At 69.2% G+C, this 25,206-nt stretch carries 24 protein-coding genes; 12 read left to right on the top strand and 12 right to left on the bottom strand.

From position 1 onward, the window contains the following. Positions 1-31 precede the first annotated feature (31 nt). Positions 32-502 (bottom strand): MarR family transcriptional regulator, encoded by a 471-nt coding sequence (locus ACGF3C_RS23135; RefSeq protein ID WP_357229286.1) that lies wholly within the window; start codon positions 500-502, stop codon positions 32-34. A gap of 103 nt (positions 503-605) precedes the next feature. Here ACGF3C_RS23135 and ACGF3C_RS23130 point away from each other — a divergent pair, with 103 nt between their 5' ends. Continuing rightward, positions 606-1,250, top strand: a complete 645-nt coding sequence (locus ACGF3C_RS23130) for a hemerythrin domain-containing protein (RefSeq protein ID WP_393225050.1) — start codon at positions 606-608, stop codon at positions 1,248-1,250. 29 nt (positions 1,251-1,279) lie between these two features. Beyond that, positions 1,280-2,725 (top strand): MFS transporter, encoded by a 1,446-nt coding sequence (locus tag ACGF3C_RS23125; RefSeq protein ID WP_393225047.1) that lies wholly within the window; start codon positions 1,280-1,282, stop codon positions 2,723-2,725. A gap of 84 nt (positions 2,726-2,809) precedes the next feature. Here ACGF3C_RS23125 and ACGF3C_RS23120 read toward each other — a convergent pair whose 3' ends face one another. Further along, positions 2,810-4,024, bottom strand: a complete 1,215-nt coding sequence (locus tag ACGF3C_RS23120; RefSeq protein WP_393225044.1) for an MFS transporter — start codon at positions 4,022-4,024, stop codon at positions 2,810-2,812. A gap of 125 nt (positions 4,025-4,149) precedes the next feature. Here ACGF3C_RS23120 and ACGF3C_RS23115 point away from each other — a divergent pair, with 125 nt between their 5' ends. After that, positions 4,150-5,043, top strand: a complete 894-nt coding sequence (locus ACGF3C_RS23115; RefSeq protein WP_357231497.1) for a LysR substrate-binding domain-containing protein — start codon at positions 4,150-4,152, stop codon at positions 5,041-5,043. A gap of 135 nt (positions 5,044-5,178) precedes the next feature. Here the strand turns inward: ACGF3C_RS23115 and ACGF3C_RS23110 are convergent, their stop codons facing one another. Continuing rightward, on the bottom strand, positions 5,179-6,135 hold the full coding sequence (locus tag ACGF3C_RS23110) for an EamA family transporter (RefSeq protein WP_357231494.1): 957 nt from the start codon (positions 6,133-6,135) through the stop codon (positions 5,179-5,181). Between the two features lie 79 nt (positions 6,136-6,214). Here ACGF3C_RS23110 and ACGF3C_RS23105 point away from each other — a divergent pair, with 79 nt between their 5' ends. Then, positions 6,215-7,114 (top strand): LysR family transcriptional regulator, encoded by a 900-nt coding sequence (locus tag ACGF3C_RS23105; RefSeq protein ID WP_357231491.1) that lies wholly within the window; start codon positions 6,215-6,217, stop codon positions 7,112-7,114. A 96-nt stretch (positions 7,115-7,210) separates the two neighbouring features. Here ACGF3C_RS23105 and ACGF3C_RS23100 read toward each other — a convergent pair whose 3' ends face one another. Together ACGF3C_RS23100 and ACGF3C_RS23095 are read right to left on the bottom strand one after the other, a co-directional pair. Next, positions 7,211-8,071: a pyridoxamine 5'-phosphate oxidase family protein gene (locus ACGF3C_RS23100; protein WP_357231488.1), complete on the bottom strand. Its 861-nt coding sequence runs from the start codon at positions 8,069-8,071 to the stop codon at positions 7,211-7,213. A 9-nt stretch (positions 8,072-8,080) separates the two neighbouring features. After that, positions 8,081-8,530 (bottom strand): VOC family protein, encoded by a 450-nt coding sequence (locus ACGF3C_RS23095; RefSeq protein WP_357231485.1) that lies wholly within the window; start codon positions 8,528-8,530, stop codon positions 8,081-8,083. Between the two features lie 89 nt (positions 8,531-8,619). On the opposite strand from ACGF3C_RS23095, the gene ACGF3C_RS23090 reads away from it, so the two are divergent. Then, the gene (locus ACGF3C_RS23090; RefSeq protein WP_393225039.1) at positions 8,620-9,183 is read left to right on the top strand and encodes a CGNR zinc finger domain-containing protein; all 564 of its coding nucleotides are present in this window, start codon (positions 8,620-8,622) and stop codon (positions 9,181-9,183) included. A 108-nt stretch (positions 9,184-9,291) separates the two neighbouring features. Here ACGF3C_RS23090 and ACGF3C_RS23085 read toward each other — a convergent pair whose 3' ends face one another. Further along, on the bottom strand, positions 9,292-10,251 hold the full coding sequence (locus ACGF3C_RS23085; protein ID WP_393225036.1) for a helix-turn-helix domain-containing protein: 960 nt from the start codon (positions 10,249-10,251) through the stop codon (positions 9,292-9,294). Between the two features lie 41 nt (positions 10,252-10,292). Here ACGF3C_RS23085 and ACGF3C_RS23080 point away from each other — a divergent pair, with 41 nt between their 5' ends. Both ACGF3C_RS23080 and ACGF3C_RS23075 read left to right on the top strand, forming a co-directional pair. Beyond that, the gene (locus tag ACGF3C_RS23080) at positions 10,293-10,646 is read left to right on the top strand and encodes a cupin domain-containing protein (protein WP_393225033.1); all 354 of its coding nucleotides are present in this window, start codon (positions 10,293-10,295) and stop codon (positions 10,644-10,646) included. A 169-nt stretch (positions 10,647-10,815) separates the two neighbouring features. Beyond that, entirely contained in the window at positions 10,816-13,776 is a 2,961-nt protein-coding gene (locus ACGF3C_RS23075; protein WP_393225030.1) for a hypothetical protein, read from the top strand. Positions 13,777-14,011: 235 nt separating this feature from the next. Here ACGF3C_RS23075 and ACGF3C_RS23070 read toward each other — a convergent pair whose 3' ends face one another. Genes ACGF3C_RS23070 through ACGF3C_RS23060 form a run of 3 tightly spaced genes read right to left on the bottom strand, consistent with a single transcriptional unit; the run spans position 14,012 to position 16,783 of the window. Further along, the gene (locus ACGF3C_RS23070) at positions 14,012-14,833 is read right to left on the bottom strand and encodes an S-methyl-5'-thioadenosine phosphorylase (RefSeq protein ID WP_393225027.1); all 822 of its coding nucleotides are present in this window, start codon (positions 14,831-14,833) and stop codon (positions 14,012-14,014) included. 41 nt (positions 14,834-14,874) lie between these two features. Continuing rightward, entirely contained in the window at positions 14,875-15,423 is a 549-nt protein-coding gene (locus ACGF3C_RS23065) for a hypothetical protein (RefSeq protein WP_357234592.1), read from the bottom strand. Further along, entirely contained in the window at positions 15,416-16,783 is a 1,368-nt protein-coding gene (locus ACGF3C_RS23060) for a molybdopterin-dependent oxidoreductase (protein ID WP_357234590.1), read from the bottom strand. The genes ACGF3C_RS23065 and ACGF3C_RS23060 overlap by 8 nt, the downstream gene beginning before the upstream one ends. A gap of 115 nt (positions 16,784-16,898) precedes the next feature. Here ACGF3C_RS23060 and ACGF3C_RS23055 point away from each other — a divergent pair, with 115 nt between their 5' ends. Beyond that, positions 16,899-17,960 (top strand): NAD-dependent epimerase/dehydratase family protein, encoded by a 1,062-nt coding sequence (locus ACGF3C_RS23055; protein WP_393225024.1) that lies wholly within the window; start codon positions 16,899-16,901, stop codon positions 17,958-17,960. A 25-nt stretch (positions 17,961-17,985) separates the two neighbouring features. Here ACGF3C_RS23055 and ACGF3C_RS23050 read toward each other — a convergent pair whose 3' ends face one another. Then, positions 17,986-19,398 (bottom strand): hypothetical protein, encoded by a 1,413-nt coding sequence (locus tag ACGF3C_RS23050; protein WP_393225021.1) that lies wholly within the window; start codon positions 19,396-19,398, stop codon positions 17,986-17,988. 145 nt (positions 19,399-19,543) lie between these two features. Between ACGF3C_RS23050 and ACGF3C_RS23045 the strand changes: the two genes are divergently transcribed. The 4 genes from ACGF3C_RS23045 (at position 19,544) to ACGF3C_RS23030 (ending at position 22,430) form a co-directional block, all read left to right on the top strand. Beyond that, positions 19,544-20,218 carry a glycosyltransferase family 2 protein gene (locus ACGF3C_RS23045; protein ID WP_357229679.1) on the top strand — a complete coding sequence of 225 codons (675 nt, stop codon included), beginning with the start codon at positions 19,544-19,546 and terminating at the stop codon, positions 20,216-20,218. Next, positions 20,215-20,898 carry a DUF2064 domain-containing protein gene (locus ACGF3C_RS23040; RefSeq protein ID WP_393225018.1) on the top strand — a complete coding sequence of 228 codons (684 nt, stop codon included), beginning with the start codon at positions 20,215-20,217 and terminating at the stop codon, positions 20,896-20,898. The genes ACGF3C_RS23045 and ACGF3C_RS23040 overlap by 4 nt, the downstream gene beginning before the upstream one ends. After that, positions 20,895-21,587, top strand: a complete 693-nt coding sequence (locus tag ACGF3C_RS23035) for a class I SAM-dependent methyltransferase (RefSeq protein WP_393225015.1) — start codon at positions 20,895-20,897, stop codon at positions 21,585-21,587. Before ACGF3C_RS23040 ends, ACGF3C_RS23035 begins: the two co-directional genes overlap by 4 nt. Before the next feature lie 345 nt (positions 21,588-21,932). Then, positions 21,933-22,430 carry a VOC family protein gene (locus ACGF3C_RS23030; protein ID WP_393225012.1) on the top strand — a complete coding sequence of 166 codons (498 nt, stop codon included), beginning with the start codon at positions 21,933-21,935 and terminating at the stop codon, positions 22,428-22,430. Between the two features lie 194 nt (positions 22,431-22,624). Here ACGF3C_RS23030 and ACGF3C_RS23025 read toward each other — a convergent pair whose 3' ends face one another. Together ACGF3C_RS23025 and ACGF3C_RS23020 are read right to left on the bottom strand one after the other, a co-directional pair. Next, positions 22,625-23,860, bottom strand: a complete 1,236-nt coding sequence (locus ACGF3C_RS23025) for a hypothetical protein (protein ID WP_393225010.1) — start codon at positions 23,858-23,860, stop codon at positions 22,625-22,627. Between the two features lie 178 nt (positions 23,861-24,038). Then, positions 24,039-25,067 carry a hypothetical protein gene (locus ACGF3C_RS23020; RefSeq protein ID WP_393225007.1) on the bottom strand — a complete coding sequence of 343 codons (1,029 nt, stop codon included), beginning with the start codon at positions 25,065-25,067 and terminating at the stop codon, positions 24,039-24,041. Positions 25,068-25,206: the final 139 nt, after the last annotated feature.

Raw genomic sequence — 25,206 nt, 5'->3', positions numbered from 1 at the left:
TCCGAGGACCGCCCGGACCGATGGGTTGCGCTCAGGGCTCCTGCTTGGCTTCAGCCCGGTGGTGGCTCAGCAGTCGACCGAGCAGCCGCCGCAGCTCCGCGCGCTCGTCTTCGGACAATGGCGCAAGCAGATCGTTCTGGATGTCGAGGATCTGCTCGTCGAGCCAGTGCAGCCGCTGGCGGCCGGCCGGCGTGACGGTGATGACGTTGCGCCGCCGGTCGGCCTGGTCAGGCATGCGCTCCACCAGCCCGGTCTGCGCCAGCTCGTTGATCGTCGCCACGATGTCGCTGACGTGGATGCCGCTTCGCCGCCCCAGCGCGGCCTGGCTGGCCGGACCAAACTCGTCCAGTGAGGCCAGTACCCGGTAGTGGTAGCCCCGCGCGCCGGCCCGGGCGAACCCGTCCGCGACCAGCCGCCCCGCGTGAGCGGCGGTCTGCGTCATCAACCAGCTGGTGAGGCTGCTGAGTCGGGCCGGCGTCTCGTCCTGGACGGATGGATCCACGGACCCATCCTACCAGTCTGTTGGTGGCACCTACGATTTGATACCGTTGGTCGTCCTAACGTTTGGTCAACCAATGAATTAACTGATCGCGAGGTGACGAACCATGAGTGAGGCCACCCACACCCTCGACATGACCATGATGTTCGCGGTGCACGACGCCCTGCGCCGAGACCTGGCCCAGCTGGCCCGGGTCTCCGCCACCACCGACGACGATCCACGGCAGATCCTGCGTGCGGCGGTCGGCTGGGAGATTTTCAAGTCGTTCCTCCGGGTGCACCACACCTCCGAGGACGTCGCGGTCTGGGGCCCGATGGAGACCCGGCTGGCCGACCAGCCGGACAGGGCACTGCTCGACGCCATGGAGGCGGAACACGCGGCAATCGATCCGCTGCTCGACGCCGTGGACGCCGCCATCGCCGATCGGGAGTCCGGGCCGCAGCGCCTCGGCGACGTGGTCGACGCCCTCTATCTGAGCGTCGCCGGGCACCTGCGGCACGAGGAGGACGAGGGCCTGCGCCTCGTCGAGTCGGTGCTCACCCCGGGGCAGTGGGCGGCGTTCGGTCAGGACCACCGGAACCGTGTCGGCGCGGACTCCGCGCGTTACCTGCCCTGGCTGCTCCAGGGGGCATCGCCGGAGACCGTCTCCGCCATCCTCGGCCGCATGCCGGAGGAGATCAAGAGGGCGTACGCCACCGAGTGGCGGGCCGGGTACCTCGACCTCCGCCCCTGGAACCCCCGCATTCGCTGATCCGCAAACGCCGACTCTGGAGAAAATCAATGCCTGTCTACGAAGAATCGAAGGCCTCGCTGGCGGTGGAGCCGGAAACGGGCCCACCACCACGACTCGGCCTCGCACTGCTGGTCATCGCGGCCGCCCAGCTGATGCTCGTGCTGGACAACACCATTACGAACGTGGCCCTGCCGAGCATCCAGCGGGCACTGGGGATGGCCACCGCCGACCTCAACTGGGTGATCACCGCGTACGCGCTCGCCTTCGGCGGTCTCCTGCTAGCCGGTGGCCGAGCCGGTGACCTGTTCGGTCGACGGCGGGTCTTCCGGATCGGCCTGGTCCTGTTCACCGTCGCCTCACTGCTGGGTGGCTTCGCCTGGTCCGGCACCGTCCTCATCGCCGCCCGGGTGCTGCAGGGCGTCGGCGCCGCCATCGCGGCGCCGACCGCGCTGTCGCTGCTGGCCACGACGTTCCCGGCCGGGCCGGCACGGAACAAGGCGCTGGGTGTCTACGGGGCGATGGGCGGCCTGGGCTCGGTGGTCGGCCTCCTGCTCGGCGGCGCCCTCACCCAGTACGTCAGCTGGCGGTGGGTCCTGTTCGTCAACGTGCCCATCGCCGTGCTCGTGCTGCTCGGCACGTCGGTGCTGCCACGAGGAGAGCGCGAGCGCGGTCGGGCGGACCTCTCCGGTGCCGCCACCGCCACCGCCGGGCTCGCCGCACTGGTGTTCGCCATCAACCACGCGGCCCTTCACGGCTGGCGTGACACCGTCACCCTGGGCTTTTTGATCGCTGCCGCGGTCCTGCTGATCGCGTTCGTCCTCGTCCAGCGCTCCGCAGCGGCGCCCATGCTGCCCGGCCGGATCCTCAGCGACCGGGCACGGACCGGCGCGTACGTGACCATGTTCCTGGTGGGCGGCGGCATGTTTGCCCTGTTCTATTTCCTCACTCTCTATATGCAGGTGGTCAAGGGCTACCCTCCGATGCGGACCGGCCTGGCCTACCTGCCGTTCACCGTCGGCATCGCGGTGGCTGCTGGCGGCGTCGGTCCCCAGTTGCTGTCCCGGCTGACGGCCCGCGCCCTGACGGTGAGCGGCCTGGTGCTGGCGGCCATCGGCATGGGCTGGTTCGGGGCGCTGAGCCCGACGTCGAACGCCCTTACCGCGCTGCTGCCAGCTCAGCTGGTCGCCGGCTTCGGACTGGGACTTACCTTCGTGGCCACCACAGTGGTCGCGATCAACGGGGTGGCCCCGCAGGACACCGGCATCGCCTCTGGCGTGGTCAACACCAGTCAACAGATCGGCGGCGCACTCGGCCTTGCGCTGCTCAGCGGCGTGGCCGCCACAGTGACCGCCGCCCAGCCCTCGGGCACCGCCCTCCCGGACGCGCTGACCAGCGGGTACGTCGACGGGCTACTGCTCGGCGGAGCGGTCTTCCTGGTGGCCGCGATCGTCGCGGCCGCGACGATGAACGCACGCGTGGTGGCATCGCACTGACACCACGCGGCTGCCGCCCGGCCTCCTCTGCCGGGCGGCAGCTCCGCTGGTCAGGGCGGGCTCGCCCTTCTGCCGGTCAACGGGTCACCCGGCGGTGGCCACCTCGTCCTCGGAGACCGTCGCAGTGGTCGTCCGACGTATGGCGACGGTGACGAGCAACGCGGCGGCCGTCAGCGCCACACCGAACCAGAGGGCGCTGTTGACGCCAAGACTGTCGGCGAACCATCCACCGAACAGCGCGCCCAGCGCGATGGACGTGTTGTAGCCCATGGTGTTGATGGACATGGCTGCCTCGAACTTCCCGGGTGCGGCGCCGAGCATCAGGTTGATCTGGCACAGGTTCGCGGCGCCGAAGGACGCTCCCCAGAGGGCAACGGCGAGGATCAGGCCGGGCCGTGTGTGCCCGATGGTGAGCAGCAGCGTCATCGCCGTCACGAGTCCTGCACAGGCCAGGACGAAGCTGACCCAGAGGTTCTTGGTCACCGTGTGGCCGGCGATGAAGTTGCCGGCCGTACCGCCGACGCCGTAGATCACGAGCAACACGGTGATGAAGGCGGCCGACGCCGACGCCTGTTCCTCCGCGAAGGGCCGGATGTAGGTGTACGCGCCGAAGTGGCCGAGCACGTAGAGCGTCACGGCGACCATCACCAGGCGCAGCTGCGGGTACTGGATCGGGAGTCGGAAGACATCTCGGACCGGGACGGCGTTCTGCGAGGGCAGCGAGGGAATGGCCACGGTGACCGCGAGGAACATCAGCGCGCTGAGGCCGGCCCAGATGAGGAATGTGGCTCGCCAGTTGGTGAGGCTTTCCAGGAAGGTGCCGAGTGGAATACCCACCACGGCGGCGATCGAGATGCCGGACAGCGCGACCGCCGAGGCTCGGGGGGCGAGACGTCCAGGTACGAGGCGCATCGCCATGCTCACACCGATGGCCCAGAAGACGCCATTGGCGAATCCCATGACGAGCCGGGTGGTGAGGACCAGGGCGAAGTTCGGTGCGGCGGCGGTGAGCAGGTTACCCAGAGCCAGGATCGCCAGGAGTACGGACAGCAGGATGCGCCGGTTGATGCGTCTGGTCCACGCGACGATGAACGGCACGCCGAGACCGGCGGAGATGCCGTACAGCGTGACCATCAATCCGGCGACGCCCGCGGACACATCCAGGTTCGCGCTCACCGGGGTGAGCAGGCCGACGGGCATCAGTTCGGTGGTGACGAAGGTGAACAGGCTGGCGGTGATGACAGCGACACCCAGCCATGACCTCAGGGTCGAGTACGGGTGCTCATCGATTGTGGGCATGTCTTCTTTCTTGTCGTGAGGGGACAACGGGCGTGCGTGCCGGTTCTGTTCGAAGCTTCACCCGAATCGATCAATGAGTCCAATACATGCTTGTCACCTCATCGATCGTGAAAGAAGATGAGTCCGTGGAGCTACAGCAGATGCGCTACGTGATCGCGGTCGCCGAGACGAGCAGCTTCACCCGGGCCGCCGAGCGTTGCCTGGTGGTGCAGTCCGCGCTCAGTCACCAGATCGCGCGCCTGGAACGGGAACTGGGCGCGAAGCTCTTCGAGCGCACCAGCCGACGTGTCCGGTTGACCCAAGCCGGCGCCGCGTTCCTACCCGCCGCCCGTCAGTGCGTGGACGCCGCAGAGCGGGCTTCCGCCGAGGTCGCGGGGGCCGTCGGTGAGGTACGCGGACGGCTCGTGATCGGCCTGATCTCCACCGTCGCCGCAGTCGACCTTCCCGGCGTCCTGCGAGAATTCCGTCAGCGGTACCCCTCCGTACGCATCAACCTTCGTGCGGGTGCGAGCGAAGAACTCATCGAGCAGGTCAAGCAGGGCAGCGTCGAGGCGGCCTTTCTCGGCCTCCCCACCACCGCGCGACCCGAAGGCGTCAACGCCCGAGAGCTCGCCCGCGACCGGCTCGTCGCCGTAGTCGCCCCGGACCATCCCCTCGCCGCAGAGTCAGCGGTCAGCCTGCGTCGGCTCTCTACCGAGGTTTTCGTCGACCTGCCGGCCAAGACCGCCGGGCGAATCCAGTCCGATCAGGCATTCGCCTCCGCCGGTCTCAGCCGCGACGTCGCCTTCGAGGTGACCAACGCCTACCTCACGTCGCGGTTGGTCGAGCAGGGACTTGCCGTGGCGATGCTCCCGGCCGCCTACGCGCCGCAGCTCACCGGCGTGACCACCATTCAGGTCACGGACGCGCCGACCCGCGTCGAGCACGTCATTTGGAGCCGGGCCGAGCTCACGCCCGCGGCGAAGGCATTCCTCGCACTCCTCGACATCCACGTCAATGACACCGAAAGCCACGAGTGACGCACGCTGGGCACCACCGTAGGCGTTGCGAATCGCCCACGTACGGAACGCGACGGGTGCCAGCACGGGCCTGCGACGAGCCGTCGGCGGCAACTCACCCTCGACCAGTTTCCGCGGCTCCGACTGGGGCGATCTTCATCGAGCTGCCCCGTCCGGTCCAACCAGCACGCCCGTCTGGGGCGGGCCCGCTGGAGTGGGGAGCTGTCCCGCGACGATTGCGGCGAGCGAGAGCCCGAGCCCGCAAAGCTGGATTGGGCCGAGCGTCTGATCGAGCAGGATGGCGCCGAGCAGCGCGGCGACCAGGGGCGAGAGTAGACCGAGAACCGCGACGGCGGTCACGGGCAGCGTGGTGACGCCCCGGAACCACAGGACATACGCGGCCAGGCCGCCGACCAGGCCCAGCCAGAGGTAGCCGAGTATGGCGGGCGGATCGATCACTGGTGGCGACCCTTCGACGAGGAAGGTGATGGGCGTCAGGAAGAGACCGCCCGCGCTGAGCTGCCAGCCGGCGAAGGCCATCGGGCTCACCCCGGCGGGACGTCCCCAGCGCCTGGTGAGCGTCACCCCGAGCGCCATCGTGGCCGCGCCGACGAGGCCGGCCACGATCCCCACCAGGTCGAGCGCGGCATCTGGCCCGATCACCACGAGGCCGACGCCCAACACCCCGGTCGCGCCCCAGACGGCACGCCAGACGGAGAGCCGCTCCTGTAGGACCGCCGTGGCCATGACGGCGACGATGAGCGGCTGCACCGCGCCGAGGGTCGCCGCGACGCCCCCCGGTAGCCGCTCGGCCGCGACGAAGAGTAGCGGGAAGAAGAGTCCGATGTTCAGTACGCCGAGCGCGCCCGCTTTTCCCCACCACGCCCCTTTGGGCAGTGTGCGGGTGACCGCCAGCGCCACCAGACCGGCGGGCAACGCGCGCAGGAGTCCCGCGAACAGCGGGTGGTTGGGCGGAAGAAGCTCGGTGGTGACGACGTAGGTGGTGCCCCAGGCCAGCGGGGCGAGCGCGGTCAGGGCAGTGCGCGGCAGGTTGCTGGGCAACGTGCCGCCGCCAGCTCCGCGGAGGAGCCTCTCCGCTCCGGAACTTGTCATGGGGAAATTCTGGTCACGTGCTTATCGATGACTCCAACATATGTTTGTCATCTGATCGATCGACAGGGAAGATGGATCAATGGAGTTCCATCAGCTGCGCTACGTTCTCGCCGTCGCCGAGACGAGCAGTTTCACCCGGGCCGCCGAACGGTGCCTGGTCGTCCAGTCCGCGTTGAGTCACCAAATTGCGCGCCTGGAACGGGAACTCGGCGCGAGGCTCTTCGAGCGGACCAGCCGCCGGGTCCGGCTGACCCCGGCGGGGGTGGCGTTCCTCCCCGCCGCCCGCCAGTGCCTGGACGCCGCCGAGCGCGCGGCCGCAGAGGTCGCGGCGGCGGTGGGGGAGGTGCGGGGACGAGTGACTGTGGGTCTGATCCCCACGGTTGCGGCCGTCGACATTCCGGCCACGCTCCGCGCGTTCCGGGAGCGGTACCCACACGTGCGCGTGAGACTGCGTGTCGGCGGGAGTGACGAACTCGTGGGGCACATCAAGCAGGGCGTCATCGACATCGCGTTCGTGGGACTGCCGGGAGGGGTTCCACCGAAGGGCGTTGACGTTCACGAACTCGCCCGGGACCGGCTCGTCGCCGTGATCGCTCCCGATCATCCGCTCGCGTGCGAACCGACAGTCGATCTCCACCGGCTCGCTGCCGAGGTCTTCGTCGACTTTCCGGCCGGGAGCGCGGGGCGGGCCCAGACCGATCAGGCGTTCGCGGCCGCCAACCTTGTCCGCGACGTCGCGTTCGAGGTGACCGCCGCCGACCTGATGGCTGAGCTCGTCGCCGCGGGTCTGGGCGTCGCCATGCTCCCCTCCGCCTACGTGCCACGGCTCAGCGGCGTGAGCACCGTTGCGGTGGCCGATGCGCCGGCCCGCGTGGAGTACCTCGTCTGGAGCCACCTGGCTCGAACCCCTGCGGTAGAGGCTTTTCTCGCTAATCTCAAGATCCCGACCGGGCCGCCCATCGGGGCGGTGGCGAACTGACCCGTGAGCCGAGCACGGCCTCCGGTCTCTCATCCGATGCATCGGTCGTCGATGGGCCCGGCATCGCGGTCCGGGGTGGAAGGTTTGCGGGCCAACTCACAGCGAACGCCACATCAGCGCGTGTCCCGGCGTCTCGACGACACTGTCGATGACGATGTCGACCATGCGCTCTGCGCCCGGGTGATCTGCCAACCGGTCGGGGTTCCAGTCAATGGAGGCACTGCCCGTCACCTGTAGGGCAGGTCGGGAGCCGGTCCAGTCGATGAACAGCAGGCCGCAACGCGGCTGTACGTGGATATTGCCGAGGGTCATGTACATGGCGTTGCCGCGGTATTCCGGCCAGGACAGCGTGGTGGCGCTGCGGCCGACGACAAACCCGGGGCTGCCGCCGCGGTGCGAGACATCCGCTCCATGGCCTTCGGCGCCGGTGGCTATGAAAAACGTGTCGGCACCGGCCACGACGCGTAGTTGCTCGTCGGAAAGCCGGTCGCTGGGGGCCGCAAAGGTACCTGTGGTGACGTCACCGTGGGCCTCCCGGCGGGTGATGTGCCTCGGGCAGTTCGCAAAGATCTGGTCGGCCGTGATGATGAGCCGATGCCCTTGAACGTGACCTGTGCCGTTGATGCGCATGCGGTGGCGGGTGGCCGGCTCGATGGCGAGTGCACCGAGAGGAGCCGGGGCGGCGAACGCCGCTTCCAGTGGGTCGCCCGCGGCGGGCGCGGCGTCCGCGATCACACCGCGCTCGCCGCTGGCACGCAGGAAGCCGGGTGGTCCATACAACGGGCTCGCCCATAACGCTCCGGCCGTGTCGTGTCCGCCGATCACCACCATGCGCTGGCGGATGAGGAACTGGCGCGCGATCTCCGGAAGGCGCACGCCGATGCTGGCCGAGCCGAGCCCTTCGCGTGTGTAGCCGGACCTGCGTTGGACGTACACCTCGCCTGAGTGGATTCTCATGCCATACCCCTAGAAGAAGCCGCACGGCGGGCCGTCGCCGGTGGCGGTCGCCGGCCGGGGCGGACGCTGGAAGGCGTACACCTCAAGGCGGATGCCGTCAGGGTCGTAGCAGAACAGCTGCCCGGCGGCGGCCAGCTCACCCGGCACACCGTTGTCGTCGCGGATGTCGGCACCCAGCCTGCGCAGTCGGCGCTCGACCTCGTTCAGGGCCGGGACGTCGGCGACCTGGAACGAGAGGTGGTGCAGGCCGGCGCGGTCAGCCGCGAACGGCGCGCGACTCTGCTGCCAGAGTGTGATCATGAGCAGGTCGTGGCGGCCGAGGAAGCCGTGGCGCCTGCCGTCGACATCTGAGCGGCCGATGACCTCAATGTCGAGCGCCTGACTGTAGAAGTCGAGCGAGCGGTCGAGGTCGGTGACGTTCAACCCGACGTGGCCCGTGATGATGCTCTGATCGGTCATTCGCAGCCTTCCTAATGGTCGTTTCACCAGCGGCCGTTAGAAGTTAACAGGGGGAACTAATGGCCACAAGGGGCAGGTATCATTAGTTCGTGCGTCTTGCGATCGAGCTCGCCAATACCGTCCGCACTCGTCGGGGGGAGGTCTGTGACGAGCTTCAGACACCTGCGGATCTCGCCGCTTGGCTTGGCCGCGTCAGCTTCCTGTGCGCCGTGCCGGTCGACGACGAGGCGCTGCGCGCCGTAGGTTCCGCCGAGCTGGCTGCCGCCCGAGGCATCCGAACTGCCATCCGTGCCATCGCTGGTGCCGTCTCGGCCAGCCAGATTCCCGCCGCAGTGGACGTGGAGAGCCTCAACGCCGCCGCCCGAATGGCGCCGCGCTGGCAGGAGCTCGCCTTTGCCGATACGGGGCCACGACTGACGACGCGACACGGAGCAGCGGCCATGACCGGTGTCATCGCCGAGGTTGCCGCCGACGCTGTCGCCCTCGTCGCCGCCGGCCACCTGGGTACATGTGCGGCGCCCGGATGCGTACTGCTGTTCCTCCGTGACCGGCCCAACCGCGAATGGTGCGGCAACTCCTGCGGAAACCGGGTGCGAGTGGCGCGCCACTACGACCGCCGTAAGCACGCCGCTTTGGGTGGCGAGGCGGTCTGAGGCGCCAGGGCCTGCGAAATCGCGACGCCGGACCGGACCGCGGGTGCGCGGGTCCCCGCTCTCCACGTGCCGAACGGGCAGCGTGGGCCAGGTGTGGTGGCGTGCGGTCTACGCGCTCGCGCCGCGGCCGAAGGAGCGGCGGTAGGCGGCTGGCGTGGTGTTCACCGTGGCGCGGAAACGGCGGCGCAGGTTGGTGGCCGTGGACAGGCCGACTCTGGTCGCGATTGTCTCGACCGGCAGATCGGTCTCCTCCAACAGTGCTCGTGCAGCCGTGATCCGCTGCTGGAGCAGCCACTGTCCTGGGCTGACACCCAGTTGCGCGGCGAACCTGCGGGCGAACGTACGCGGGGACATTCTGGCCTGCGTGGCGAGGTCGTTGACGGTGAGCGGATCTTGCAATCTCTCCGTGGCCCAGTCGAGCACTGGTCCCAGGGACACCGGAGTGTGCGCGGTCCGGGATGCTGCTGCGTACTGCAGCTGCCCGCCCTCGCGATGTGGCGGCATGACCATGTGCCGGGCGATCTGGTTGGCGTGAGCGGCGCCGTGGTCATTGCGGACCAGGTGCAGGCACAGGTCGATGCCGGCCGCGGTCCCCGCGCTTGTCGCGACGTCGCCGAGGTCGATGTACAGACTGTCGGCTTCGACCTGCACGCCTGGAAACCGGGCACCGAACTCGGCCGCCATCCGCCAGTGCGTCGTCGCCCTGCGCTGATCGAGCAGGCCGGCGTGGGCGAGCAGGAAAGCGCCGGAGCAGATGGCGACGATCCGGGCACCGCGCCGGTGAGCGCGCCGCAGCGCATCGATCACGGCGGTCGGCGCGGGCTGCTCCCTGCGTTGCCAACCCGGAATCACCACAGTGTCCGCGGTCTCGAGCGCGTGCAGCCCGCTGGTGACCGCCATGTCGTAACCAGCCAGCGTGGGCACCATGCCCGGCTGCTCGGCACACACATCGAACCGGTAGTTGACTGGTAGACCGGGGCGCCGCACGCCGAACACCTCGGCAACGCAGGCGAGTTCGAAGGTGGACTGCGGCGGCAGCACCAGGGCGACCACCCGATGAATGACCATGGCAGGAATGTACCTGTCAACGTCATTGCAGACACTAGCCGGTGCGGCGCGAACACGACGATCATGACTGCATGACCAATGCATCCGATGATGTGCAGATCCTGCAGGTCGACGAGGTGGAACCCGTCGAGGTCGTGCCCGGCATCATCCGGCGGCGCCTGCCGGTGACCGAGCGGGCCCGTGGCTGGATGTACGACTTCGCCCCGGGCACGGAGTGGCCAGAGGTGGACGTGCACGAGGGCGAGGAACGCTACTACGTGGTGTCGGGTGAGTTCATCGATCGAGGCCACCGTCTGGGCCCGGGCAGTTACGTGGTGTTTGCTCCGGGCAGCACGCACCGCCCGCGCACCGAGACCGGCGCACGCATGATCGGCATCAGCATCGTCGCGAGGTAGCCGGCAATTCCGAACACGCCGTCGGAGAGCGGGCTCGTGATCTGCGGGCGACTCAAGGGTGGAAGACCGGCCCGCATCGGGTCGAGACGATCCACAGTGTCAGCCAGGGCTCCTTCAATCCGCACGTGCAACTTGATACGTCCAACAACCTCCAAGCTAGGAGCGGTAGATGAGGAAGACCCTGGCTCTGGTCATAGCGACGGTGGTTCTGGCCGGGGCAGTGTCTACCAGCGGCGCTGCGCAGGCGGCACCCGACCCGGACATCGCGCGAGCCGCCAGCCGTGCCATTGGCACCGCTCCAGCGCCGCACACCCCCGAGCCGGACCCGATCACCCCGCCGGTCCCGAGGCCCAAGCCGTTCGAGGAGGCCCCGCCCAGCATCGCGCCGCACAAGGCAGTCACTCCGCCCGACTTCGGACCGAACGAACGGATCCTCTCGGCGTACCACCGGGGCAAGCTCTCCCGGGACGACGCGGTGCGGTACGGACTCACCGCGCTTCGCTCACCCCGGGCGGTACCCGCCCACCTACGGCAGACCGGTGCCATCCGCGACCCGCAGCGGTACCTGACCTACCTCTCGATGCTGGCCGCGAGCGTTGAGCCCGAGGCGGCGAGGATGATCGCGCCGGACGTCGCCGCGCCGGCTGCCGCCCCTGCGGCGGCCGGCTACGACGACTGCGCCGCCGACCCGTTCGACTATCTCGGTGTCACCTACCGCTGCCGGGCAACCGCCGGCGAGTTCCTCATCCTGTTCAACATCGCCGGAGCAGGCCGACCGGGCATTCCGGCGGACTACCATTCCAACGGCCGGGCCAAGGCCGTCCAGCACCTACTGAATTCGCTCGCGATCGCTGTCGACGAGTACCGCGAGATGGGTTACCCGCTGCCGGTGCGCGACGGCAAGCCGTGGGTGTTGGTCTACGGCGTTGACGAGATCCCTGCCGTCGGCGGTGTCGGGTTGGAGATTGACGCGCCTTTCGTGTTGCCGTTCGGGCTCAATCAGCAGGCCACCATCCTGGTGCCGAACGGGCAGACCGACTGGGACTACCTGCCCCGGCATGAGCTGTTCCACGTCATGCAGTACCAGTACTGGGACAAGTCTGACGTCAGTCTCGATTTCCTCGCCACCCTCGTGCGCGGTAAGGAGTTCGGTTCGATGAACTGGTGGATGGAGGCCACCGCCGAGTGGGCCGCCCACCAGACCTACGTCCGGGAGCCGTACCTGCCCATCCCAGGCGAGGAAGAGCTGTATGCGCGCAACGTCTACGACGTGCTCAGCATGCCGGGCTCAGCGCTCAACTCGTGGGGCGGTTTGAGTCGCGGCCCGCAGTACGGCGCGTTCCTGCTGCCCACCTATCTCACGGAGCAGGTCGACCCGAGTTTCGTGCGGCGCACCTGGGAGAGCGTTCGGGATCACGATCATCTGCCGATCGAGGCGATCCGGCATGTCGCGCAGGGTTACGGCCTGAACTTCAAGGACATGTTGCTGGGCTATCACATCGCCAACTATCGGCTGGCCAAGGCGAACGCCGCCCCCGCCCCAACGGTGGACGCGTGGCGCAGCTATGGCTACACCGACGCTGACACGAGACTGTGGCGCGTCAACCTCAGCGCCCTGAACGGGACGAGCAGCGACGTCCTCGGCGGCGCGAGACCCGCTCGCAAGAGTCACGCGACATCCGCTGGTACGCGTGTGGAGTATCAGGACATCCTGCGTAAGGGTGGTGCCGTCTATCACGACTTCCGGGCGGTGAAGAACTCCGGTGACCCGTCCTGTGGGTACTGCTCGACGCTGCTGATCGATACGAGCAAGGACACCAACCGCAGCTCCGCGGTCATCATCTGGTCACCGACCGGCAGCACCGGCACGCTGGCGGAGTACCCGAGCATCCAGACCGTGCTCTACCCCGACGCCGGTGGCCTGATCACGGTACCCAACTTTGTCTTTCCCATGGTCGCTACCCTGGTGAGCACCTGGACCGAACTGGACATCCACTCCGCCGACGCGGACAGCAGCCCGAGGACGTTCTCCACCCACGTGGAAAGCGTGCTGCCACTCACCGGCCGCTCGTGCGTGCTGCGCCCGCTGTCGGTGCGCAGCGTGGAGACCACCGTCGAGCCGGAGGGCACGTTCAACCGGTACGCCGCCAGCACGCGCGACGGCTGGACCGGCGGTGACTCCACGTACTCGGTGAAGCTGCCCGACGGTCAGATCGTCTGGCTGTTCTCCGACACCTGGATGGGACCGCTCAACGGCGACGGCACCCGCCCGGTCAGCGCACCGCTGGTGAACAACACATTCGTGGTGCAGAGCGGCGGGACCCTGACCACCTACCAGGGCGGCACCGCCGGGGCTCCGCGAGCGTTGATGCCACCCTCCGGACCAGGTAAGTGGTACTGGGTCGGTGACGGTCACCTCTCCGGCGGGCAACTCCAGGTGGTGTACCAGGAATACGAGCGCTTCGGCTCCGGCGCCTGGGACTGGCGGTTCAACCGCAACGTGGTGGCGAACTTCGCCCTGTCCAACCTGCGAACCCCGGTCAGCGTCCGACAGCTACCCTCGGCCAGCGGCGTCGCCTGGGGCTCGGCGCTCCTGCCGGCCAGCCGCAGCGGCGACGGCTACACCTACATCTACGGCGTCGACGACTCGCCGATCAACAAGCAGATGCGCATCGCCCGCGTCTACGGCAGCGACCTCGCCACGGGCACCTGGCAATACCACACCCCGTGGGGCTGGACGATGCGTGAGCAGAACTCCCGCAACCTGCTGACCGGCATCGCCAACGAATACAGCGTCACCCCCTGGGGCGGACAGTTCCTGCTGCTCAGCCAGGACAGCACCCAGGCGTTCAGCGGCCAGATCAACGCCTGGACGTCCTGCTCACCCTACGGTCCCTTCACCCAGAAGACCCCGGTCTACCGAATGCCCGAGCCCGGACCATACGGCAGCTACTGGAACCCGAACGTCATCTCGTACAACGCCCACGTGCACGCGGCGTTCAGCTCCGGCGACACGTTCATCGCGTCGTACAACGTCAACAGCATGGACACCCGCGTCTCGCCCGACGGTGACCACTACCGCGACCCCGGCATCTACCGCCCCCGCTTCTTCCGCTTCACCCTCGGATAAACACCTGCGGTTCCGCCGGGCGTATCGCACGCCCGGCGGAACCAGCAATAGGTCGGGGGATCACAAGGTGTTTCCGGCCTGACCCGCCGGGCGTGGTGCCCGCTGAGGAGGGTGGCGTGATGACCGCGGCACTGAACGACCAGACCGGACGTGATAGCTCCACCAACGTTCGCCCAACCAACCTGGCGAACTGACCCCGTTGGTCGGGTGATGAAGCCAGCGCTCCATCTTGGGGTCAGGGCAGGGTGATCGGGAGCGGGACGCCCTCGTGGCCTCGCCCGCAGGCGCAGGTGAACGGGTCGGGTGGCAGCGCCGGAATCGCCCGGTAGAGCACCTCGCGTAGTCGCTCGACGTTCGCGGCGAAGCTGCGTAGCACCGCTGCGTGGTTGACCGCGTTGGCCGCGTCGACTCCGGCGTCAAGGTCGGTCACCAGGGCGATTGGGGTGTAGCACAGCTCCAGCTCACGGGCGAGGATCGCTTCTGGGTGCCCAGTCATGTTGATCAGCTGCCAGCCCTGGTGGGCGTACCACTGTGACTCCGCTCGGGTGGAGAAGCGGGGTCCTTCCACCACCACCATCGTGGCGCCGACGACGGGTTCGACTCCGATCTCGCGGGCGGCCGCGGCGACGATCGCACGCCCGTTCGGGCAGTACGGGTCGGCGAACGACGTGTGGACCGCACCGTTGTCGAAGTACGTGCAGGCTCGTCCGCTGGTCCGGTCGACCATCTGGTCGGGGAGGACGAGCGCCCCGGGGCCCAGTTCCGCAGTGAGTGATCCGACGGCGCAGGGTGCGAGGATCTGGCGTACCCCGAGCGCACGCAGTGCCCAGAGGTTGGCCCGGTAGTTGATCCGGTGCGGGGGAAACCGGTGGTCGGCGCCGTGCCGCGGCAGGAACGCCACGGTGCGGCCATCGACGTGTCCGACGGTGACCGGGTCGGACGGGCGGCCGTACGGTGTGGAGACCTCGACCGCCGTGCCACCGCCGACCAGTTGGTAGAGGCCACTGCCACCGATCACCCCGACTTCGGCCTGGGGCAGTTCCGCGGACCTCGTCATGCTCGTGCCTTCCTGGGTGACAGCGACGGGGAGTCACCTGTTCAACGCGCCGAACCGTCGACCCGTCGCCAGCGGATCTGCCGCACGAGGTACCAAACGACGCTGACCAGGAACAGCGCGGCGGTGAGTGCCAGCCAGTGGGCCAGGTACGGGTGCTGGTTCTGACCGGTGGCCGCGAGATAGGTGTCCCGGCCCTGCCGCAGGATGCCGGGGAGGTAAACCAGGAACAGCAGCCCGCTGGCGAGTGTCGGTACCCGAATGTGGTTCAGCGGGGATGGTCGGGCTGGCGCATGCCCGGCTCGGGGCGGCATCGGGTGGGGCGCAGCGGGCGAATGCCCGTCCGTACCAGCGTGGCCGGAGCGCCCGAGCGCACCGCGCAGCACCCGGTCGGCCGACGCGTAGATCGGAAAGAGGACGAGGTCGTGGGCGACGGCCGCGCCGACGAACCAGAGCAGCATCCGGCCAGCCGTGGCCTCTTCGGCGATTCGGAGCGCGACCCAACCGGTGAGGGTGAAGCAGGCGATCATGACGACCAGGTGCTGAAGGGACGATCCGTAGGCCGCCCGGAATCGGGAGATTGACTCAGCCATCGGCGCCGGTCCGGAAGGTGATCTCGGCGACCCATTTCGTGCAGTGCACGCCGGGTAGGGCGGGGACGATCACCCGGGCGGGAAAGCCGTGGTCGGCCGAGAGGTCGGCGCCGTTGACCCGCAGAGCGAGCAGAGAGTCGGCGTCGAGCACCTGGTTGGCCTGGAGGATCGCCTGGTTGAACAATCCGGCCTTCTCCAGTGACCGCACCTGCGCCGACGCTGGATCGTCCACGCCGACCAGGGCGGCGAGGTCGCGCAGACGCACGCCCGACCAGGTCTGTCGTGTCGACCATCCCTCCACGCAGGCGATCGGCAGGCGGGCGGTGTGCTGACCCATCGCGAGGAGGCGGGGACGGTCGAGGGTGACGAGGCGGTCGCCGCCCCGCACGGTCAGCCGCCACCGTTGCCCGGTCTCGTCCGGCTGGATGCCCGCCGCGGCGGCGGTGCGGTTGATCGGGAAGCCGTTCGGTCCGGTGCCCGGCTGACGTCCGCGGGGCAGCAGCAGCGCGGTGCGACGCCAGGGCCCGTCGAGGGTCTGCCCGATCGTGAGGGCGCCGAGCAGCAGGGACAGGCCACCGACCAGGGCTATCGCGCCGCGTCGGCTCATCGTCGGTACGCCGGGTGCGGTGGCCACCAGGTCGTCGGGATCGGAGGGCTCGGGCCGGGTCGCGGCCAGCGGGGTACGCAGTTCGGCCCGCAGTGACGCGCGCTGACCCGGTCGGCGGCGGTCCCGCAGGGCCGGCCGGGCTCGGAGTGCGCTGACCAGTCGGGGCAGCTTCAGCGTCACGTGTGCCACGAATGCTGCGATGAAGACCCAGGCTCCGAAGTAGTGCGCGGTGTAGAAGTCGAAGCCGAACAGGTACGCGTACTGGATGTTGAGCAGGCCGGTCGCGATCTCGAAGAGGATGCCGCCGACCAGCAGCAGCAGGGACAGCCGCTCCAGCACCTGGGCCAGGGAGCGGGCCGGCGGCCAGATGAAGAGCTTCGGGATCACTGACCACAGCTTCGCCAGCACCACGGGGATCAGGACGATGCCGAGCGTCACGTGCAGCCCCTGCGTGACCCGGAACAGCCAGGACGGCCGAGTCGGCCAGTCGAACGGCGGCAGCCGTAACCAACCCACCTCGCGGGGTAGGGCCTGGCCGAAATGGGGGCCGTAGGCGGCGTAGTCGAGCAGGCCGGTGATGATCACCAGCGGCAGCCCGACGAGGAGCACGGCGCCGTAGACGGCGGTGAGCCATGGACCCCGTAGCGGGCTGCGCCAGCGGTCCCCGGCCAGACCGGGGATCGGTGGGGGGTGCCGTTCCAGGGCCCGCCACCACCGATGGGGGAATCCCGTTCGCCGGTCCGTCACACCCATACCCCGGGACGCTAGACGTCCCGGGTACGCGATCTAGGGCATATCGGGATACCAATCGACTGGCAGGCGGGCGGATCGGCCTCACCCCGGCCGAGTGCGGTCTACGGTCACCGGGATGCGGGTACTGCTCACCGGCGCGGCCGGTTTCATCGGATCGCAGATCGCCGACCTGCTCGTCGACGAGGGCCACGACCTGGTGGCGCTCGACGCGTTGCTGCCTCAGGCGCATGGCGGGGAACTCCCCGAGTGGTCCCGACGACACGACCCGGTGGTCGGTGACGTCCGGGACGCCCGCCTGCTGGACCGGCTTCTGGGCGGTGTGGACGCGGTGTGTCACCAGGCGGCGATGGTGGGACACGGGCTGGATCCGTCCGACGCCCCCGACTACGTCAGCCACAACGACTACGCCACCGTGGTGCTGCTCGCCGCGATGCACCGGGTTGGTGTGAGCCGGCTGGTGCTGGCCAGCTCGATGGTCGTCTACGGCGAGGGTCGATACGACTGCGCCACGCACGGCACCGTGCGGCCCGCCGTCCGCAGCGTCGCCGACCTGGCCGCCGGTCGGTACGAGCCGACCTGCCCGGACTGCGCAGGCACCCTCGCGTCAGCCCTGGTATCCGAGGACGCGCTGCTCGAGCCGCGAAGCACGTACGCCGCCACCAAGCTTGCCCAGGAACACCTGGCCGGCGCGTGGGCGCGGCAGACGGGCGGGAGCGTCTGGGCGCTGCGCTACCACAACGTCTACGGCCCTCGGATGCCCCGGGACACCCCGTACGCGGGCGTGGCCTCGATTTTCCGGTCGGCACTGGCGGCGGGCCTGCCTCCGAAGGTGCTGGAGGACGGCCGGCAGCGCCGAGACTTCGTCCACGTCACCGACGTAGCCCAGGCCAACCTGCTGGCATTGACCGCGTCGCCACCGCAGGGTCTCGTGCCGGTCAACGTCTGCTCGGGCGAGCCGCACACTGTGGGTGAGCTGGCCGTCGCCCTCGCCGAGGCGATGGGCGGGCCGGCACCGCAGATCGCCGGTGGTGGCCGGGCGGCCGACGTCCGACACGTGGTCGCCGACCCCCGGCGGGCGGCGGAGCTGCTCGGCTACACCGCCCGGGTCGGGTTCGCCGAGGGGGTGGCCGCCTTCGCCACCGACCCGCTACGGGAACCGGCCGCCCTCACCGCCTGAGACCGTCGACCTGCCCGCCGGAGGATCAGGACACCGTCCAGAGCAGGTGACTGACCGTGAGGGCGGTGACCACCTGCCCGCCCAGCCAGACCCGTCGGGCAGGCGGTGGCAGGTGGGCGGCGGCCACCAGCAGCCAGACCACGAACGGTAGCCAGATCCGTTCCACCTCCGCCTTGCTCAGCCCGGACAGATCAGCCGCTCCGACCCCCAGCACGGCGGCCAGCGGCAGCAGCACTGTGGGCCCGGCTCCCCGCAGGGCGTCAAACCGGGCGATCACCGGAGCGTGGTCAGGCCCGCGCCATCGCAACGCAGCGGTCCGGACCCAACCGGCCGACGCGAGCGCGGTCCGGCGCAGCGCGGGCCCGAGCACCGGACCCGCAGAAAGTAGAAGCGCCGCCACGTTCGCCCACACCCAGTAGCCGTACGGGCGATCCGCCGCCCAACCCTGGTGATACCGCTCAACGACCAGGTGGTAGCCGTCCAGCCACCAGAAACCGGCCAGGGTGAACGTGACCACGACCGTGCCGGCCCCGGCCAGTGCCGCGAGCAACGCGGGCCACCGGTCCCGCAGGCGCAGCGCCACCACGGTCAGGGCCAGGACGCCGACCAGGACGAAGCCGTACGACAGGTAGAGGGCGAAGCCGAGCAGCAGGCCCCCGACCGCGGCGGCGGCGAGTCCCCGCACCGCCAGCAGGGCCAGCCCCGCCGCGACCACCCCGGCGAAGATGCCGTCGGCCGAGACTCCCACCCAGATCGCGCCGGGCAGCAGCACCAGAAACGGCAGCACCTGGCGGGCGGCTTCGTCCGCGCCGAGGGCCCGCAGCGTCACCGGCACCGACACCGTGACGGTCGCTCCCACCAGCACGCAGGCCAGGGCGGCGACGGTGGGGCCGCCGAGGCCGATCCGGTCCAACCCGACGAAGAGCAGCAGCGCCCCCGGTGGATGGCCGGCGGTGTGCGTGGACCACGCGTGCGGCTGGAAATCGAGGATCCGGGCGCTGAAGCCGGCCAGCATGGCCGTGATGTCGGTGACTCGGGGCACCTCGTGCAAATATTCGGCCTGCGGGGTGAGTCGCCGGGTGAAACCGGCCGACCAGCCGTCCACCAGCGCCAACGACATCGTCCACGCGACCGCCGTGAGGTAGGCCGCGACCAGCAGCCGGCCCCACCCGGCCGTCCGGGCCCACCGGACGCCCCAGCCGAGCACCCCGGCGGCGACCAGCAGCGCGGCCGGGGTACCCCAACCCAGGTGCGGACGCCAGGTGGCGTAGAGCGGCGCGGCGTCGGCGTGCAGGCCGACACCGCGCGCGTTGAGTAGCAGGCCCACCGCCACCGCAGCGGCGACCAACGCCACCTCGACGCCGAGCACCACCAGGTCGGCGTCGACGCGTCGGGCGGGCAGTTCCGGTCCCCGCCGCAGGGGCGCGAGCACTTTCATAACGAGCGGACGGTACGGCCATCGCCGGCCCTGAGGAGCGGAAACCGGCAGGACACCACCGTTCGATGAGCGAACGACGCTGGCGAAGATGCTGATGGTCCGATTCCGTCCATGCCGGGAGGCTTGGCGTCCTAGCGTTTCCGGTATGCCATCACCGATCGACGTGGTACTGCCGTGTCTCGACGAAGCCGCGGCACTACCTGGCGTACTGACCGCACTGCCACCCGGCTACCGGGCGATCGTGGTGGACAACGGCTCCCGGGACGGCTCAGCGGAGGTTGCGGCCCGGCACGGCGCCCGGGTCGTCCACGAAGCGTGCCGGGGCTACGGCGCGGCCGTACACGCCGGCTTGGAGGCGGCCGAGTCCGTACTGGTCTGTGTGCTCGACGCCGACGGCTCCTTCGATCCGACACAACTCCCGGCGCTGGTCACTCCGGTGGCCAGCGGATCGGCCGATCTGGTGGTCGGTCGTCGCCGGCCCGTTGCCGCCGGCGTCTGGCCGTGGCATGCCCGAGCCGGCACCGCGCTGGTCGCGGCGCTGCTGCGGCACCGGGGCATACCGCTGCGCGACCTCAGCCCGATTCGCGTGGCCCGCCGTGAGGCTCTGCTCGGCCTCGGAGTCACCGACCGAGCCTTCGGATACCCGTTGGAACTGCTCATTCGCGCCGCTGCCGCAGGCTGGCGGATCCGGGAGCTCGATGTGCGGTACTCGCACCGCGCCGCCGGCACCCGGTCGAAGGTCTCCGGCTCGCTACGCGGCACGCTCCGCGCGACCCGGGACTTCGCCGGGGTCCTGCGCACCGTGGAACGGTCGCGGTGACCGTTCTGCTGGTGATGGCGAAGGCACCCGTGCCCGGGGTGGTGAAGACCCGTCTCTGCCCACCGGCCAGCCACCTCCAAGCGGCCCGGATCGCCGCCGCAGCGCTACTGGACAGTCTGGACACCGTAGGCGCCACACCCGGCGTGACACCCGTCCTCGCCCTGCACGGTCGGCTGGCCGACGCCGAAGAAGCCGCCGAGCTGACCGCGGCAATCGCCGGCTGGCAGATCTTGCCGCAGCGCGGAACCGACCTCGGCGACCGTCTGGCCAACGCCCACGCCGACGTGGCTGACGCCTACCCTGGTCGGTCGGTGTTTCAGATCGGCATGGACACGCCGCAGCTGACCCCCGCGCAACTCGACGCAGCCGTCCATCGCCTCAGCCTGGGCGACGCCGTCCTCGGCCCCGCCATGGACGGCGGGTGGTGGTCTCTGGGTCTCCACGACCCGCGGTACGCCGCCGTGCTGCGCACGGTTCCGATGTCCACCGCACTGACCGGACACCACACCATCGCTGCCTTGCGTGAGTGGGGCTTGCGCGTCGATTGCCTGAACCCACTTCGAGACGTCGACGAGTGGGCCGACGCGCTGGCGGTGGCTGCGTCGAATCCCGGCGATAGCCGCTTCGCGCGTCAGGTCGCGGCGGTCCAACGCAGCCTGACGTCCGGGATCGCACCATGAGCCGCAGCGTCCGGCCCAGACCGACCGAGGCGTTCGCTGGCGCGCTGTGTCGCCGCACCGGCGACCGCTGGCTGGTGCACGGCGACAACGGTTGGCGCACCCGCCTGCCGGTACGCCGGTGGCACGGCCCGGCCGAACCGGCGGTGGCCGCACTCGTCGCCCGGTGCACCGGTCCGACGCTCGACCTGGGCTGCGGTCCAGGCCGACTCACACTGGCGCTCACCCGGGCCGGGCTGACAGCGGTTGGAGTCGACATCTCGGCTCAAGCGGTCCGGCTGACCCGAGCCCGAGGCGCGATCGCCCTCCACAGAGATGTCTTCGCCCCACTGCCCGCCGAGGGGCGCTGGGCACACGTGGCACTGATCGATGGGAACATCGGCATCGGCGGAAACCCCGTCACCCTCCTCGGCCGGTGCCACGACCTCCTGCGCCCCGGCGGCACCGTGCTCGTCGAACTCGAACCGCCAGGCCCAGGACTGTGGCGCGGTCAAGCCCAACTTGCCCTCCAGGTCGCCGGCGGTGGATCACGCCTCGGGCCACCGTTCCGGTGGGCCCGGCTCGACACCATGGCGGTCACCGGGGTAGCCGCTGCCGCCGGGCTCACGGTCCGCGAGGTGTTCTGCCACGATCGCCGCTGGTTCGGCGAGTTGGCCACAGGCTGCGCTGGCGCGGTCAGCCCCACCAACTGAGGTCAGTACCGGCGCACACCAGCCGGCAAGTCCGTTGCTTGGCCGCAGGAGGCAGGCCCAGCCGTTGTGGGGAGGCCAGAGACCCGGGCGGGAAAGATGTGACCCAGCAACACCCTGGCCAATGAGCACTGCGGCCCGCCGGGGATCATCGTGCCCGCGCGGCCTGGTTGATGCCGTAGGGGCAGGGCGAGGTCACGCACCACGTGTCCGTGAGGTTGCCGGTCGTCTGGGCCTCGCCGGTGAAACATGTCGACCCGGTAGAGCCGGGAGCCTGCTGGCCACGATCGATGCGACGGTGGCCGTGGCGGTATCCCGGCGCAGGTGCAGTGCCCCGTAGCTGCCGGATTGGAACTGGCCGGCGAAGACGGCCTGGTCGAAGGCCAGGACCCGAGACAGGTCGTCGGTTCGGCGCCACGATTCGTGGGGTATCTGCCAGAGTGGTTCATGCCCTTGAGCGCGTACCACCTCAGAGCCTCGGTCGCCGTGTCCGACATTCAGAAGGCCGTGGCCTTCTACGAAGGCGCGCTGGGCCTGCGGGCGTTGCGGTCCGGCCCCAGCGCCACCATCGCCGAGGGCAGCCGCGTCTATGGTTCCGGTGGCGGGCCGGCGTTGAACGTGTACCAGTCGGTCACTGCCGGGAAGACCCCGGCGACGCTGGCGACGTGGTACGTCGACGACATCGACCAGATTGTCGAGGAGCTCTCCTCGTCCGGCGTCGAGTTCGTTCGCTACGAGCAGCTCGAGCACGACGCCAAGGGGATCACCGCGCGGGCCGGAGGTGGACGTATCGCGTGGTTCCAGGACCCGGACGGCAACACCTTCGCTCTCGAAGCCGACGTGTGACCTGAGGGTTGCCTGCCCTGCCGTCGAGTGACCTGGCTGCGACCCGCGAAGCGCAGCGAGGCTCGCCATGCGGACGGCTGGCACGACATGCACCTGCGCCGGCGCACGGGTGCGCGTTCGCGGCGTTGGGCGGTGAGAACGTCGCGGTGGTGTGCGGGCGGCGTCAGTCAGCACACCGCCCGCACCAGCTTCTGTCAGGTGCCGGCGACCACGACGACGGAGCCCGTCGCCGCCTCGATGCGGTGGATCGGGTCGAACTCGGCGTAACTGCTACGGTCGGAACAGGTGACGCTGCCCTCGGCGACGAGGTCGTTCGTTGCTGAGGTGGCGGTGTTCCACCTCGTCACCGGCCCGCCCGAGTCACCGCCGAGCACGGGACCGTCCTGCGCGTGTCCGGTGACGGTGTCGACCTCCACCACCGGGGAGCCGGTGCATCCGGTGTTGCCGGTGTCGGTGACCCTGCCGTACACCAGGCCGCCGTTGGAGCCGGAGATGTAGACGGCGGAGCCGATGGCGGGCCACCCGGTCAGCTTCGCCGTGACCGGGTTGGCTGTCGACGTGTCGCGCTCGCCGAACCAGGAGTACCGGCTGAAGTAGGCCCCGTTTTCGCCGGCGACCATGGAGACGTCCGTGCCCAGGGCCAGGTAGTTCGAGCTGACGCGGAGGTTCCAGCCGCCGTTGTGCCAGAAGGTGGTGCCATTGGCACCGCAGTGCCCCGCGGTCGTCACCCAGTTGCTGTTTGTTCCCCCGCGAGTCATCCGGAAGCCGGTCGTGCAGTACGCGTTCACGGTACGCGGGTTGTCTCCCGCAGCGGTGACGTTGTAGTTGAACATCGCCAACCCGCCGTAGTACGGGATGGAGTCAACCCGGCGGCTGGCGGGCGTGATCCCGGCCTGCGAGACCGATACCCGGGGAGTCACGCCGGTCGCCTTGACGGCGGCGGCGACGAGTGCGTCCGCGTCCCCGGAAGCGTGGATGACGACCTTTCCGGCCAGGCGGTCCAGCTTCACACGGTCAACGCTGGCGGCGTGAGAGCCAGCCCAGGCGCGGCTGTTTGCCAGCCGCTCGGCTGCGGCTTCCAGCCGTTTGATCGGTACCGCAGTGGTCTCGAACCGGACCGGGACCTCTCCCGCCTGTCGCGAGCGGGAGCCGACCGCGGAGCGAAGCCGGGCACCTTCGGCGTTCTGTACCTGGCGGACGACCAGTTGACCGGTCACCTCGTCGAAGTAGGTGCCGCCCGCGCCGTCGGGGTGCGCGGCGGCAGCGGCTTCCAGTCGGTGGAACTGCGCGGTCATCGCCTCGACGTCGACTGCTGCGGCAAAGCCGGGTTGCGGGGCCGGCCCGGCCGAAGACTCCTTCGCCTGAGCGGGGGACGATGTGACCGCGATCGTGGTGACTAGGCAGCAGAGCAACACCATGCTTTTACGCATGGAGCCTCCTTAGTGGAAGGTGCCCGGATGGTGCGGTGATCGTATAGTCCCGATCGCGGCGGCGATGTCCCACGCATTGATAAACGACATAGTCTGACTTGTTTCATTCGTCCAGACACGAACGGGTCCAGGGCCCCCACGCGGGGGCTCCTGGACCGGTGTACGACTGTGCGACCCGTCAGAAAATGTTCATGGCGATGCCGTTCGTGAGCGACGTGGTGCTCTGTACGCCGTCGATCTTGATCGGGTTGCCGGAGACGTGCTGCACGAAGATCCGCATGATGAAGTTACGGGTGCCGCAGGTCGGGTCGACCGGGATGCCGGACAGGGCGAAGTTCGCGACGTAGTGGTGCGCGTCGTCGCGGATCGTCTTGCGGGACGTCGCCGTGCTCGTCGTGCGACAGGTGTGCGCCGTCGTGTCCAGCTGGATCATCTCGAAGCGCACATCCACCACAGCGTTCGTGCCACGCGGCATCTCGTGGGCGTCGACGCTGCTGCTGCACGAGGCGGTACCCGTGTAGCAGGTGGTGAGCTCGAGATTGGCCAGCGCCTGGACGCTGGTGGCGTTGCTGTGCGCGTTCCATTTGTACACGGGCGTGCCGTCGTTGTAGAACACCCAGGCCGTGGAGGTGCCCGCGCCGACGTAGGTGCAGGTGCTGGACGTCCCGGTGCTGTTGCAGGAGGGGTTCTGCCACCAGCGTGCGCCCACCTGGTTGGTGTCGCTCACCTCGAGCCAGGTGTTGGTGGCGACGGCGATCAGATGGTAATCGGTGAGCGAGCTGGAGGCCGTGTATCCGTAGAGGCCGCAGGTGTAGGTGCCGGCCGACGGCGCGGTGAACAGCAGGTCGGCGTAGATGGGCAGATGCCCAGGCGTGGCGTAGTACGTGGTGTCCGAGCCCTCGTGGTTGCGGGACGACGTTGAGGTGGTGCCGACCACGGTGCCGCCCGCGTCCACGCACTTGAGCGTGTTGTTCATCGCCACGATCTGCGTGACGCTGCTCGTCGCCTCAAGGCGCCCCCGTACGTGCCTCGACTCTCCGGCCGAGAGCGTGACCGTTCGGCTCAGCAGGCGCTCCTCGACTCTTGAGTAGAAGTTGTTCCCGCTCGTCAGTGTCAGTCTCGTCACCGGGCCCGCATCCGCCTGCGCGGCCTGCGCGGAGCCGGTGATGATCAGCAGCGCCACGAGCATGCTGAATGCTTTCCGCACGTATCGACTCCTTCAGAGTTGAGGAAAGGCGCCCGGGAGGGCGCCGCGTCGGCCGAATTGCCGGCCATGACCCGAATCGGACCGTAGTTCGAGGCAAGTGAATGTTAATGCCGGCTGATGCCCCCATGGTCTGTACCAG

The organism is Micromonospora sp. NPDC047762, assembly GCF_043204655.1.
GTDB lineage: Bacteria > Actinomycetota > Actinomycetes > Mycobacteriales > Micromonosporaceae > Micromonospora.
The sequence above is the reverse complement of the archived record's forward strand: the minus strand, read 5'-3'. Positions and strand labels throughout refer to the sequence as shown.

Coding starts and splice junctions, on each gene's coding strand:
- ACGF3C_RS23130 (WP_393225050.1), top strand. CDS start 606: ATGAGTGAGGCCACCCACACCCTCGACATGACCATGATGTTCGCGGTG.
- ACGF3C_RS23125 (WP_393225047.1), top strand. CDS start 1,280: ATGCCTGTCTACGAAGAATCGAAGGCCTCGCTGGCGGTGGAGCCGGAA.
- ACGF3C_RS23120 (WP_393225044.1), bottom strand. CDS start 4,024: ATGCCCACAATCGATGAGCACCCGTACTCGACCCTGAGGTCATGGCTG.
- ACGF3C_RS23110 (WP_357231494.1), bottom strand. CDS start 6,135: ATGACAAGTTCCGGAGCGGAGAGGCTCCTCCGCGGAGCTGGCGGCGGC.
- ACGF3C_RS23105 (WP_357231491.1), top strand. CDS start 6,215: ATGGAGTTCCATCAGCTGCGCTACGTTCTCGCCGTCGCCGAGACGAGC.
- ACGF3C_RS23100 (WP_357231488.1), bottom strand. CDS start 8,071: ATGAGAATCCACTCAGGCGAGGTGTACGTCCAACGCAGGTCCGGCTAC.
- ACGF3C_RS23095 (WP_357231485.1), bottom strand. CDS start 8,530: ATGACCGATCAGAGCATCATCACGGGCCACGTCGGGTTGAACGTCACC.
- ACGF3C_RS23085 (WP_393225036.1), bottom strand. CDS start 10,251: ATGGTCATTCATCGGGTGGTCGCCCTGGTGCTGCCGCCGCAGTCCACC.
- ACGF3C_RS23075 (WP_393225030.1), top strand. CDS start 10,816: ATGAGGAAGACCCTGGCTCTGGTCATAGCGACGGTGGTTCTGGCCGGG.
- ACGF3C_RS23070 (WP_393225027.1), bottom strand. CDS start 14,833: ATGACGAGGTCCGCGGAACTGCCCCAGGCCGAAGTCGGGGTGATCGGT.
- ACGF3C_RS23065 (WP_357234592.1), bottom strand. CDS start 15,423: ATGGCTGAGTCAATCTCCCGATTCCGGGCGGCCTACGGATCGTCCCTT.
- ACGF3C_RS23060 (WP_357234590.1), bottom strand. CDS start 16,783: ATGGGTGTGACGGACCGGCGAACGGGATTCCCCCATCGGTGGTGGCGG.
- ACGF3C_RS23055 (WP_393225024.1), top strand. CDS start 16,899: ATGCGGGTACTGCTCACCGGCGCGGCCGGTTTCATCGGATCGCAGATC.
- ACGF3C_RS23050 (WP_393225021.1), bottom strand. CDS start 19,398: ATGAAAGTGCTCGCGCCCCTGCGGCGGGGACCGGAACTGCCCGCCCGA.
- ACGF3C_RS23045 (WP_357229679.1), top strand. CDS start 19,544: ATGCCATCACCGATCGACGTGGTACTGCCGTGTCTCGACGAAGCCGCG.
- ACGF3C_RS23035 (WP_393225015.1), top strand. CDS start 20,895: ATGAGCCGCAGCGTCCGGCCCAGACCGACCGAGGCGTTCGCTGGCGCG.
- ACGF3C_RS23025 (WP_393225010.1), bottom strand. CDS start 23,860: ATGCGTAAAAGCATGGTGTTGCTCTGCTGCCTAGTCACCACGATCGCG.